The sequence below is a fragment of the Streptomyces jumonjinensis genome, from assembly GCF_009600885.1.
Taxonomy (GTDB): domain Bacteria; phylum Actinomycetota; class Actinomycetes; order Streptomycetales; family Streptomycetaceae; genus Streptomyces; species Streptomyces jumonjinensis.
Window position 1 is genome coordinate 72,757 of record NZ_VCLA01000039.1, and the last position, 12,628, is coordinate 85,384.

General features: G+C 70.1%; 8 protein-coding genes. 5 read left to right on the top strand and 3 right to left on the bottom strand.

What is annotated here, in order from left to right:
* Nucleotides 1–632: 632 nt before the first annotated feature.
* Nucleotides 633–1,397 carry an IclR family transcriptional regulator gene (locus FF041_RS05370; RefSeq protein WP_153521248.1) on the bottom strand — a complete coding sequence of 255 codons (765 nt, stop codon included), beginning with the start codon at nt 1,395–1,397 and terminating at the stop codon, nt 633–635.
* 240 nt (nt 1,398–1,637) lie between these two features.
* Here FF041_RS05370 and metH point away from each other — a divergent pair, with 240 nt between their 5' ends.
* The 3 genes from metH to FF041_RS05385 all read left to right on the top strand — a co-directional run bounded on the left by metH (nt 1,638) and on the right by FF041_RS05385 (nt 8,318).
* Entirely contained in the window at nt 1,638–5,159 is a 3,522-nt protein-coding gene (metH, locus tag FF041_RS05375; protein WP_153521249.1) for a methionine synthase, read from the top strand.
* A 340-nt stretch (nt 5,160–5,499) separates the two neighbouring features.
* Nucleotides 5,500–6,225: an HAD family hydrolase gene (locus FF041_RS05380; RefSeq protein ID WP_153521250.1), complete on the top strand. Its 726-nt coding sequence runs from the start codon at nt 5,500–5,502 to the stop codon at nt 6,223–6,225.
* 503 nt (nt 6,226–6,728) lie between these two features.
* Entirely contained in the window at nt 6,729–8,318 is a 1,590-nt protein-coding gene (locus FF041_RS05385; protein ID WP_153521251.1) for an ABC transporter substrate-binding protein, read from the top strand.
* Nucleotides 8,319–8,504: 186 nt separating this feature from the next.
* Here the strand turns inward: FF041_RS05385 and FF041_RS05390 are convergent, their stop codons facing one another.
* Nucleotides 8,505–9,182, bottom strand: a complete 678-nt coding sequence (locus FF041_RS05390; RefSeq protein ID WP_323371478.1) for a response regulator transcription factor — start codon at nt 9,180–9,182, stop codon at nt 8,505–8,507.
* An 11-nt stretch (nt 9,183–9,193) separates the two neighbouring features.
* Nucleotides 9,194–10,078 (bottom strand): RecB family exonuclease, encoded by an 885-nt coding sequence (locus tag FF041_RS05395; RefSeq protein WP_228388033.1) that lies wholly within the window; start codon nt 10,076–10,078, stop codon nt 9,194–9,196.
* 103 nt (nt 10,079–10,181) lie between these two features.
* Here FF041_RS05395 and FF041_RS05400 point away from each other — a divergent pair, with 103 nt between their 5' ends.
* Entirely contained in the window at nt 10,182–11,438 is a 1,257-nt protein-coding gene (locus FF041_RS05400; RefSeq protein WP_323371479.1) for a site-2 protease family protein, read from the top strand.
* A 66-nt stretch (nt 11,439–11,504) separates the two neighbouring features.
* Nucleotides 11,505–12,392, top strand: a complete 888-nt coding sequence (locus FF041_RS05405; protein ID WP_153521253.1) for a tRNA (adenine-N1)-methyltransferase — start codon at nt 11,505–11,507, stop codon at nt 12,390–12,392.
* The last annotated feature ends 236 nt before the right edge of the window (nt 12,393–12,628 follow it).

The following is a 12,628-nucleotide window of genomic DNA, read 5'->3' on the forward strand; positions in this document are numbered from 1 at the left end:
ACGGCAGTTTTGTCCCTGGTTAACACGGCGTCAAGGGCCGTGTGACCCGAAAGCCCGATCGTTATCGATGATGCGCCAGCGAGCCCGGAACCGCCCGGCACACGGTTCGTCCGGGGAGGCCGGCGGGGGTGCGGAGCGATCCGGCGGGGTCGGCCGGGACCGCTCGGGGCCGTTCGGGGCCGTTCGGGGCCGCCCCCGGACCCGGCGGCGGCCGTGCGGGACGCGCCCAGGGGGCTCGGCGCCGGGGTGCGTGACGTGCCGGCGGGGCTCGGCGCCGGGCAGGCGCCGAGCCCCGCAGGGCCTGGCATCAGCGGGTGAGCGTCACGCGTCCGCAGGGCTTCGGCACCTGCCTGGTGACGTCACGCGTCCGCAAGGCTAGGAAGCGGGGCGGCCGGGTACGCGGCCTTCGCCGCCCGCAGAGCTCGGAGCCGGGACGCCGGGGCCGCCGGGGACGTGCCCGAGCAAGGACGGCCGGGGCCACGCCCGAGCCGGGGCCGCCGGGGCTGCGCCCGAGCAAGGACGGCCGGGGCCGCGCCCGAGCCGGGGCCGCCGGGGCCACGCCCGAGCCGGGGCCGCCGGGGCTGCGCCCGAGCAGGGACGGCCGGGGCTGCGCCCCTCCCCGCCCGCAGGGCTCAGAAGCGGCCCGCGCCCAGATCCCGGGAGACCGCGCGCGCACAGTCCCGTACCGCCGCGATCAGCTCCGACCGCAGCTCCCGCCCGTCGCAGACCCGCTCCACCGCGCCCGTGATGGCGACCGCGCCCACCGGCATCCGCCGCCGGTCGTGGATGGGCGCCGCCACCGCGGCCACCCCGTCCCAGGTCTCCTCCACATCGGCCGCCCAGCCGCGCGCCCGCGCGAGGTCGAGCACCGACTCGAACTCCGCCGCCGAGGTCACCGTGCGCGGGGTGAACGCCTCCCGCTCCATCTCCACGGCCTCCTGGTGCGCCACCGGGTCGTACGCCGCCAGGACCTTGCCGAGCGCCGTGGAGTGCAGCGGCTGCATGGCCCCCACCTCCAGCACCTGCCGGCTGTCGTCGGGCCGGAAGACATGGTGGACGATGAGCACGCCGTGCTGGTGCGAGACCCCCAGATGGACGCTCTCCCCGCTGGAGCGGGCCAGATCGTCGGTCCAGACCAGGGCGCGGGCGCGCAGCTCGTGCACATCCAGATACCCCGTGCCCAGCCGCAGCAGCTCCGCCCCCAGCTGATAGCGCCCCGACGCCGGATCCTGCTCGACGAAGCCCTCCGCCTGAAGCGTGCGCAGAATCCCGTGGGCGGTCCCCTTGGCGAGATCCAGCGAGGAGGCGATGTCCGAGAGTCCCAGCCGGCGCTCTCCGCCGGCGAGCAGTCGCAGCATCGCCGCCGCACGCTCCAGCGACTGGATGTTCTTCGCCATCGGATCGGCCCTCTCCCCGCTGCTATTCGACAATGCTGAACACTATCGGTCGATGCCGACCTTGGTCAGTGCTGAGTGAGTATCTCGTGAGGGGCCGATCCACAGCACCCCCCGGGTCGTGGCTTGAACATCGCTTGAACACCCGAGCCGCTCTCCGCCCCACCCGGCTACTCTGGCTCCGTGCGTCCTCCCGCCGGAAGACGCAAAGCCGACAGCCGTCGCACTCCAGGGAGCACTTCCATGGCCTCGCTGCCGACCTCTTCCGCCCCGTCCGCCGACAGCCGGAGCCGTATCGCCGCGCTCCGGGAAGCGCTCGCCACCAGAGTCGTCGTGGCCGACGGCGCGATGGGCACCATGCTCCAGGCCCAGGACCCCACCCTTGAGGACTTCCAGGACCTCGAAGGCTGCAACGAGATCCTCAACGTCACCCGCCCGGACATCGTCCGATCGGTTCACGCGGCCTACTTCGAGGTCGGCGTCGACTGCGTGGAGACCAACACCTTCGGCACCAATTACGCGGCCCTGGCGGAGTACGACATCCCCGAGCGCGTCCACGAGCTGGCCGAGGCGGGCGCACGGATCGCCCGGGAGGTCGCCGACGAGTTCACCGCCGCCACCGGACAGCAGCGCTGGGTGCTGGGCTCCATGGGCCCCGGCACCAAACTCCCCACCCTGGGCCACGCCCCGTACATCACCCTCCGCGACGCCTACCAGCAGAACGCCGAGGGCATGATCGCGGGCGGCGCGGACGCCCTCCTCGTGGAGACCACCCAGGACCTGCTCCAGACCAAGGCCGCCGTCATCGGCGCCCGCCGCGCCCTGGAGATCTCCGGACTGAATCTGCCCCTGATCTGCTCGGTGACCGTCGAGACCACCGGCACCATGCTGCTGGGCTCCGAGATCGGCGCGGCCCTGACCGCCCTGGAGCCGCTCGGCATCGACATGATCGGCCTGAACTGCGCCACCGGCCCCGCCGAGATGAGCGAGCACCTGCGCTATCTGGCCCGCCACTCCCGTATCCCGCTGTCCTGTATGCCCAACGCCGGTCTGCCCGTCCTCGGCAAGAACGGCGCGCACTATCCGCTCAGCGCGCCCGAACTGGCAGACGCCCAGGAAACCTTTGTACGGGAGTACGGGCTCTCCCTGGTCGGCGGCTGCTGCGGCACCACCCCGGAGCATCTGCGCCAGGTGGTGGAGCGGGTCCGCGGCCTCGCCCCGGCCGTGCGCGAACCGCGGCCCGAGCCCGGCGCCGCCTCCCTCTACCAGACGGTCCCCTTCCGCCAGGACACCGCGTACATGGCGATCGGCGAGCGGACCAACGCCAACGGCTCGAAGAAGTTCCGCGAGGCGATGCTGGAGGCCCGCTGGGACGACTGTGTGGAGATGGCCCGCGACCAGATCCGCGAGGGCGCGCACATGCTCGACCTCTGTGTGGACTACGTCGGCCGGAACGGCGTCGCCGACATGGCGGAGCTGGCGGGCCGCTTCGCCACCGCCTCCACCCTCCCGATCGTGCTCGACTCCACCGAGGTCGACGTCATCCGGGCGGGCCTGGAGAAGCTGGGCGGCCGAGCGGTCATCAACTCCGTCAACTACGAGGACGGCGACGGCCCCGACTCCCGCTTCGCGCAGGTCACCCGGCTCGCCCAGGAGCACGGCTCCGCCCTGATCGCCCTCACCATCGACGAGGAGGGCCAGGCCCGCACCGTCGAGCACAAGATCGCCATCGCCGAGCGGCTCATCGACGACCTCACCGGGAACTGGGGCATCCATGAGTCGGACATCCTCATCGACACCCTCACCTTCACCATCTGCACCGGCCAGGAGGAGTCCCGCAAGGACGGCATCGCCACCATCGGGGCGATCCGCGAGCTGAAGCGCCGCCACCCCGATGTGCAGACCACGCTCGGCCTCTCCAACATCTCCTTCGGCCTCAACCCGGCCGCCCGCATCCTCCTCAACTCCGTCTTCCTCGACGAGTGCGTCAAGGCCGGCCTGGACTCCGCCATCGTCCACGCCTCCAAGATCCTGCCCATCGCGCGATTCGACGATGAGCAGGTCAACACCGCCCTCGACCTCATCTACGACCGCCGCGCCGAGGGCTATGACCCGCTCCAGCGGCTGATGGAGCTCTTCGAGGGCGTCAACACCAAGTCCCTCAAGGCGGGCAAGACCGAGGAGCTGCTGGCACTGCCGCTGGACGAGCGGCTCCAGCGGCGCATCATCGACGGCGAGAAGAACGGCCTGGAGACCGACCTCGACGAAGCGCTCCAGGAGCGCCCGGCCCTCGCCATCGTCAACGACACCCTGCTGGAGGGCATGAAGGTCGTCGGCGAGCTCTTCGGCTCCGGCCAGATGCAGCTGCCGTTCGTGCTCCAGTCGGCCGAGGTGATGAAGATCGCGGTCGCCTACCTCGAACCGCACATGGAGAAGTCGGACGCGGAGGGCAAGGGCACCATCGTGCTCGCCACCGTCCGCGGCGACGTCCACGACATCGGCAAGAACCTCGTCGACATCATCCTCTCCAACAACGGCTACAACGTCGTCAACCTCGGCATCAAACAGCCGGTGTCGGCGATCCTGGAGGCCGCCGAGGAGCACCGGGCCGATGTGATCGGCATGTCCGGTCTGCTGGTCAAATCCACGGTGATCATGAAGGAGAACCTGGAGGAGCTCAACCAGCGCAAACTGGCCGCCGACTACCCCGTCATCCTCGGCGGCGCCGCCCTGACCCGCGCCTATGTCGAACAGGATCTGCACGAGATCTACGAGGGCGAGGTCCGCTACGCCCGCGACGCCTTCGAGGGGCTGCGGCTGATGGACGCCCTCATCGCCGTCAAGCGGGGGGTGCCCGGGGCCGTACTCCCCGAGCTCAAGCAGCGCCGGGTCCGGCCCGCCGCGAGCATCGCCGTGGAGGAGCGGCCGGATGAAGGCTCCGTACGCTCCGACGTCTCCACCGACAACCCGGTGCCGTCCCCGCCGTTCTGGGGCACCCGGGTGATCAAGGGCATCCAGCTGAAGGAGTACGCCTCCTGGCTCGACGAAGGCGCGCTCTTCAAAGGCCAGTGGGGCCTCAAGCAGACCAGGGCCGGCGACGGACCCTCCTACGAGGAGCTGGTGGAGAGCGAGGGGCGGCCCAGGCTCCGCGGCTGGCTGGAGCGGCTCCACACCGGCAATCTGCTGGAGGCGGCCGTCGTCTACGGCTACTTCCCCTGCGTCTCCAAGGGCGACGATCTGATCCTGCTCAACGAGGACGGCTCGGAGCGCACCCGCTTCTCCTTCCCGCGCCAGCGCCGGGGCCGCAGGCTCTGCCTGGCCGACTTCTTCCGGCCCGAGGAGTCCGGCGAGACCGATGTCGTCGGCCTCCAGGTCGTCACCGTCGGCTCCAGGATCGGCGAGGCCACCGCCGAGCTGTTCGCCTCCGACTCCTACCGCGACTACCTCGAACTGCACGGCCTCTCCGTCCAGCTGGCGGAGGCGCTCGCCGAGTACTGGCACGCCCGGGTCCGCGCCGAACTCGGCTTCGCGGGCGAGGACCCGGCCGACGTCGAGGACATGTTCGCCCTCAAGTACCGGGGCGCGCGATTCTCCCTCGGCTACGGCGCCTGCCCCGATCTGGAGGACCGGGCGAAGATCGCCGCACTGCTCGAACCGGAGCGGATCGGCGTCCAGCTCTCCGAGGAGTTCCAGCTCCACCCCGAGCAGTCCACCGACGCCATCGTCATCCATCACCCCGAGGCGAAGTACTTCAACGCACGGTAGCCGCACGCCCCGGCCCCGCCCCCGCCCCCGGTCCCGCCCCCGGCACCGGCCCCGGCCCCGGGCGCGGACAGGCGGGTGCGCCCCGGTCCGTAGGCACGGCGTCCGCGGGGGCCGGTCCGGGCACGGGGAAGGCGTACGCCCCGGTCCGGGCGCACCGCAGACGGCGGCCCCGGACCCGGGGCCGCACACCCTGCCCGGACCGGCCCCCGCCGTTATCCCCAGGCACGCCGGCCGCCCGAGTCGTACACTTGTCGGTCCCATGCAGGCCGGTCGCCTGTCCCCCCGGGAAAGCCGCGGGGAAAAGGCGGCCGGCCTTCTCGTCCCTCCCGGAGGTGTGCCGATGACCAGCACGGTCCCCGCGTCCCTGACCCGTACGGCCGAAACACGCCCCGGCCTGCTCCACACCGCACCCGGCCTGGCGGCCGTGCTGCTCGACATGGACGGCACCCTCGTCGACACCGAGGGCTTCTGGTGGGAGGCGGAGGCCGAGGTCTTCGCCGAGCTCGGCCACACCCTGGACGAGGCATGGCGCGATGTCGTCGTCGGCGGCCCGATGAGCCGCAGCGCCGGCTACCTCATCGAGGTGACGGGCGCCGACATCACCCTCCCCGAGCTGACCGTGCTGCTCAACGACCGGTTCGAGGACAGAATCACCCGCGGAGTGCCGCTGATGCCCGGCGCGGACCGCCTGCTGGCCGAACTCGCCGACCACCGCATCCCCACCGCGCTGGTCTCCGCCTCCCACCGGCGCATCATCGACCGCGTCCTCGCCTCGCTCGGCCCCGGCCGCTTCGACCTCTCCATCGCGGGAGACGAGGTCCCCCGCACCAAACCGCACCCGGCCCCCTATCTGCTCGCCGCCCGGAAACTCGGCGCCGACCCGGCCCGCTGCGCCGTCGTCGAGGACACCGCGACCGGTGTCGCCTCCGCCGAGGCGGCCGGCTGCCGGGTGGTCGCCGTACCGTCCGTCGCCCCCATCGCCCCCGCCGAGGGCCGCGTCGTCGTCCGCTCCCTCGAAGAAGTCGATCTCGCGTTTCTCCGGAGCCTCATCACCTCCATGAACTGACATGTGCACAGTCCGTGTTTCCTTGAATACCGGAGAAAGTCACGACAACCCCGCCGGATAATTCCCGAGTGGCCCGATACGCGTTTATGCAGGGCCCCTCCGATAAGTGTTCCGACGTGACATTGATCACCGCACGCGCGCTGGACTGGGTCGGCCCCGGCATTCACGGGCCGGTCCACCCTCCGTTCCGTCGATCCTTGTGTCCCTATTCGTGCCAGTGACGCATGAAAAATTCCGTGGTCAGGTCATCCACTCACAGACACAAGTGATCACTGAACGAATACGGCCCCGATCCCGCCCGGTGAACCCTCACGGCACCCGCCGACTAATCTCTTCGCGAGTCTTCGCCGCAACATCGATGCGCCCCCGGCGGTCGCACAACCGCCGTGAACACAGGACCGATCGTCCTGATTTCCGGACCGGTCGAACCGCCCCACAGGGCGGTCGCGGCGAAGCCTCCCGTACAGGCTGTATCCCAGTGCCGGATGAGGAGAACGTCCAGGATGAACCGTAAGACTCTGGTGCTGCCGGCCGTGGTCGGTCTGCTCGCGCCCGTACTCGTCGCCTGCGGCGGGACGGAGAGCGGAGCGGGTGGCGGTGATGCCATTGTCGTGGGCACTACGGATCAGCTGATCGCCGACAAGGACTCCCCAGCACCCCTCGACCCGGCCTTCGCCTACGACACCGGCTCCTGGAACGTGCTCCGCCAGACCCTTCAGACGCTGATGCACGCCCCGCGCGGCGGCGGTGAGCCCGTGCCCGACGCCGCGAGCTCCTGCGGCTTCACCGACAACGCCTCCCAGAGCTACCGCTGCGAACTCCGCCCCGGTCTGAAGTTCTCCGACGGCACCCCGGTCACCGCCGAGGACGTCAAGTTCTCCATCGAGCGGCTGCTCGGCATCAACGACTCCAACGGCGCCGCCGCCCTGCTGTCGAACATCGACACCATCGAGATCAAGGGCGAGCGCGAGATCGTCTTCCATCTCAGCACGCCGGACGCCACCTTCCCGCACAAGCTCTCCACCCCCGCCGCCGCCATCGTCAGCAAGAAGAAGTACGACGGCAAAAAGCTCCGCACCGGCTTCCAGGTCGACGGCTCCGGCCCGTACACCATGAAGGCCACCACCGAGAAGAACGCGGTCACCAAGGTCGTCTTCAGCAAGAACGGGTCCTACGAAGGCGACGTCGAGACCCGCAACAACAAGGTCGAACTGCGGATCTTCGCCAGCTCGGACGCCATGACCAAGGCGCTGGAGAAGGGCGACATCGACATCGCGACCCGCGAGATGTCCTCCGTCCAGATCAAGAAGATGCTCGACAACCCCGTCAAGGACATCGAGCTCACCGAACTGCCCGGTCTCTCCATCCAGTACCTCGCCTTCAACACCGAGCACCCCGCGGTGAAGGACAAGGCCGTACGCCAGGCCATGGCCGCCCTCATCGACCGGGGCAAGCTCTCCACCGAGGTGTACTCCTCCACCGCCGAGCCCCTGTACTCCCTGATCCCCTCCAGCGTCACCGGACATCAGAACGCCTTCTACAACAAGTACGGCGACCCGAGCCCCGAGAAGGCCAGGGACATCCTCCGCGAGGCCAACATCACCACCCCGGTCAAGCTGGACCTCCACTACGCGGGCGACCGCTACTCCTCCGGCGAGTTCGACGAGATCCGCGACCAGCTGAACTCCTCCAACCTCTTCTCGGTCACCGTCAAGGACGCCGAGTGGTCTAAGTTCCGCGCCGCCGGACAGCGCGGCGAGTACGCCGTCTACGGCCTCGGCTGGGTCCCCGACTTCCCCGACCCCGACAACTACATCGCCCCGTTCCTCGAAGAGGACAACTTCCTCAACTCGCCCTATGTGAGCACCGAGGCGCGCAAGCTCATCCCGCAGTCACGCCGCCAGGCCGACCGCACCGCCGCCGCCGACACCTTCGCCAGGCTCCAGGAGATCATCGCCGAGGACGTACCGGTCCTGCCGCTCTGGCAGGGCAAGCAGTACGTCGCCGCCCAGAAGGGCATCACCGGCGTGGAGCGACTGCTCAACGGCAGCTCCGACCTCCAGCTCTGGGAACTCGGCACCAGCGGCGACTGACCGCCCCCGGGGTGATCGCCGACCGGTGATCACCCCACGACCCCACGGCGACCCCCGGACACAGCGGAGCGGCGGCGGGCCCAGGCCCACCGCCGCTCCATCGCACTCCAGCCCCCGGGAGAACCCGGCCACCACCGGGCCCCGAAAGACCCCAGCTCCACCGCCGGGCCCCGAGAGGACCCAGCTCTACTGCGGCGTCGCCCCCGGGCGCACCAGACCGCTCTCATACGCGTACACAGCCGCCTGCACCCGGTCCCGCAGCCCCAGCTTCGTCAGCACATGACCCACATGCGTCTTCACCGTCGTCTCGCTGACGAACAGATCCGCCGCGATCTCCGCGTTCGACAACCCGCGCGCCACCAGCTTCAACACCTCGACCTCACGATCGGTCAACGTGTGCAAAGTGTCCGGAAGCGGCTCCTCGCCGGACGGCAGATGACCCGCGTACTTGTCCAGCAGCCTGCGCGTGATACTCGGCGCGAGCATCGCCTCACCCGCCGCCACCACCCGGATCGCCTGCACCAGCTCATCAGCGGGCGCGTCCTTCAACAGAAACCCGCTGGCCCCCGCCCGCAGCGCCTCCACCACATACTCATCCAGATCGAACGTCGTCAGCACCAGCACCTTCGCCGGACCATCCCGCCCGGGCCCGGTGATCTGCCGCGTCGCCTCCACCCCGTCCATCCGGGGCATCCGGATGTCCATCAGCACCACATCGGGCTGCAACGCCCGCACCTGATCCAACGCCTGAAGCCCGTCCCCGGCCTCACCGACGACCGCGATGTCCTGCTCCGCCTCCAAAATCATCCGGAAACCGGTACGCAGCAACGGCTGATCATCGACCAGCAGAACGCGGATGGCCACGGGCAAACTCCTCACACTCGGTCCGGACCCATTCTGCCCTGACCGCCATCCGACCCGTCGGCGGGGGAAACACTCAACGGATACACCGGAGGCACACCACCGAACTCGGGACACACCGCCTGATGATCACACCAGCCGCACAGCTTCGTCCGCCGGGGACGCCAGTCACCCGTCTCCGTCGCCAGCCGGATCGCCTCCCACAACGCCAGCAGCTTCCGCTCCACCCGCTCCAGATCCGCCTGCACCGGATCGAACGTCAGCACATCACCGCTCCCCAGATACACCAGCTGAAGCCGCCGCGGCACCACCTTCCGCAACCGCCAGATCACCAGCGCGTAAAAATTCATCTGGAACAGCGCACTCTCGCTGTACTCCGGGCGCGGAGCCTTACCCGTCTTGTAGTCCACGATGCGGACCTCACCCGACGGCGCCACATCCACCCGATCGATCACCCCCCGCAGCCGCAGCCCCGACTCCAGCTCCGCCTCCACGAACATCTCCCGCTCAGCCGGCTCCAGCCGCGCCGGATCCTCCAACGAGAACCACCGCTCGACCAGCGCCTCCGCCTCACCCAGCCAACGCGCCAGCCGCTCACCCTCCGCATCCCCCGCGAACAGCTCACCCAGCTCCGGCCGGTCCGCCAGCAACCGCTCCCACTGCCGCGGAACCAGCGCCCTCGCCCGCGGCGCCGTGCGCTCCACCGCAGGCACATCGAAGAGCCGCTCCAGCACCGCATGCACCAAAGTGCCCCGCGTCGCCGCCTCACTCGGCTTCTCCGGCAACCTGTCGATCACCCGAAACCGGTACAGCAACGGACACTGCATGAAATCGCCCGCCCGCGACGGCGACAACGACATGGGCGGCCGACCCGCCGACGTCCCCTGACTCGTACTCATGACTACGACCCTACGGCCCCCCACTGACAGCCAGCGCAATACCATCGACCTCAGAGGCTGGCACACCGGCCCGCCCAGCCCACCACCGAGACGAAGGGAACCCGTGAACGAGGACGACACCCGAGGCGAGCGCGAGCGCGCCCGGGCCGACGCCCAGCAGGAAAAACCCCAGGGCAACGGCCGAGGCGGCAAACCGCAGCGCTCCAAGGGCCCCGGCGGCGGCATCCTCATGGGCCGCCCCTTCGGCGTGCCCGTCTACGTCGCCCCCAGCTGGTTCCTCGTCGCCGCCCTCATCACCTGGGTCTTCGGCGGCCAGCTCGACCGCGTCCTGCCCGACCTCGGCAACGCCCGCTACCTCGTCTCCCTCTTCTTCGCCGTCGCCTTCTACGCCTCCGTACTCGTCCACGAACTCGCGCACACCGTCGCCGCGCTCCGCTTCAAACTCCCCGTCCGCCGCATCCAGCTCCAGTTCTTCGGCGGCGTCTCCGAAATCGAGAAAGAAACCGAGACCCCCGGCCGCGAATTCATCCTCGCCTTCGTCGGCCCCCTGCTCTCCCTCGTCCTCGCCGGCGTCTTCTACCTCGGCATGCAGGCCGTCGACCCCGGCACCGTCCCCGGCGTCCTCCTCGCCGGACTCATGATCTCCAACCTCATCGTCGCCGCCTTCAACCTCCTCCCCGGACTCCCCCTCGACGGCGGACGCATGCTCCGCGCCATCGTCTGGAAGATCACCGGCAAACCGATGACCGGCACCATCGCCGCCGCCTGGGTCGGCCGCGCCCTCGCCATCGCCGTCCTCATCGGACTCCCCCTCCTCACCCACACCGGCGCCCTCGGCAACCCCGCCCAGGACATCGGCGGCACCGAAACCGTCACCGACGCCCTCCTCGCCGCCATCCTCGCCGCCATCATCTGGACCGGCGCCGGAAACAGCCTCCGCGTCGCCCGCCTCCGCGAACACCTCCCCGAACTCGAAGCCCGCACCCTCACCAGACGCGCCGTCCCCGTCGAAACCGACACCCCCCTCTCCGAAGCCCTCCGCCGCGCCAACGAAGCCGGAGCCCGCGCCCTCGTCGTCGTCGACGGCCACGGAGAACCCACCGGACTCGTCCGCGAAGCCGCCATCGTCGGCGTACCCGAACACCGCCGCCCCTGGGTCGCCGTCAGCGGACTCGCCCAAGACCTCAACGACGGCATGCGCATCCCCGCAGACCTCGCCGGCGAAGCCCTCCTCGACCGACTCCGCGCCACCCCCGCCACCGAATACCTCGTCATCGAAGAAACCGGCGAGATCTACGGCGTACTCTCCACCGCCGACGTCGAACGCGCCTTCGTCGCCGCCATGGCCCGCCCCCACTGACCCCACCACAGCCCACCAGGCCCGCCCAGGTGCTCACACCCTCCCCGGGCCCGGTAGGCTGGTCACATGTCCGAACCGACCGGTGCCGCCCGCCGACGCGGGCCCTTCAAGGTCGGGGACCAGGTCCAGCTCACCGACCCCAAAGGCCGCCACTACACCTTCACGCTCGAAGCCGGGAAGAATTTCCACACCCACAAGGGTTCCTTCCCCCACGACGAGCTGATCGGCGCCCCCGAGGGCAGTGTTGTCCGAACCACGGGAAACGTCGCCTACCTCGCGCTGCGCCCCCTGCTCCCCGACTATGTCCTCTCCATGCCCCGCGGCGCCGCCGTGGTCTACCCCAAGGACGCGGGGCAGATCCTGGCCTTCGCCGACATCTTCGCCGGCGCACGCGTCGTCGAAGCGGGAGTGGGCTCAGGCTCCCTCAGCGCCTTCCTGCTGCGCGCCATCGGCGACCAGGGCATGCTCCACTCCTACGAGCGCCGCGCCGACTTCGCCGAGATCGCCCAGCAGAACGTGGAACGCTACTTCGGCGGTCCCCACCCGGCCTGGCAGCTCACCGTCGGCGACCTCCAGGACAACCTCGCAGACGCCGACGTCGACCGGGTCATCCTGGACATGCTCGCCCCCTGGGAATGCCTGGAGGCCGTCTCCAAGGCGCTCGTCCCCGGCGGCATCCTCTGCTGCTACGTCGCCACCACCACCCAGCTCGCCCGCACCGTCGAATCCATCCGCGAGATCGGCTCCTTCGCCGAACCGCAGCCCTGGGAATCGATGATCCGCAACTGGCACGTCGAGGGCCTCGCGGTCCGCCCCGACCACCGGATGATCGGCCACACCGGCTTCCTCGTCACCGCCCGGCGCCTCGCCGACGGAGTCGAGCCCCCGATGCGCCGCCGCCGGCCCGCCAAGGGCTCCTACGGCGACGACTACGAAGGCCCCAACAAGGGCTGACCCTCCCCGAGGGCCCCACCGCGGAGCCCGATCAGGACAACGCGACCACGCCGCCGCCGAGTTCCCCCTCCACCGCACTTCGCGACAGGGAACTCCGCGGCGGCGCCGTCGTATTGACCTACCGCCTGACCACCGCGCCGAAACGGAACCCGGCCAAGCCGCCCCCGAACCCGGGCCAAGCCGCCCCGAACCCCGGCGACCGGGGCCCCACCCCGGCGTTCCCCACCCCTGTGACC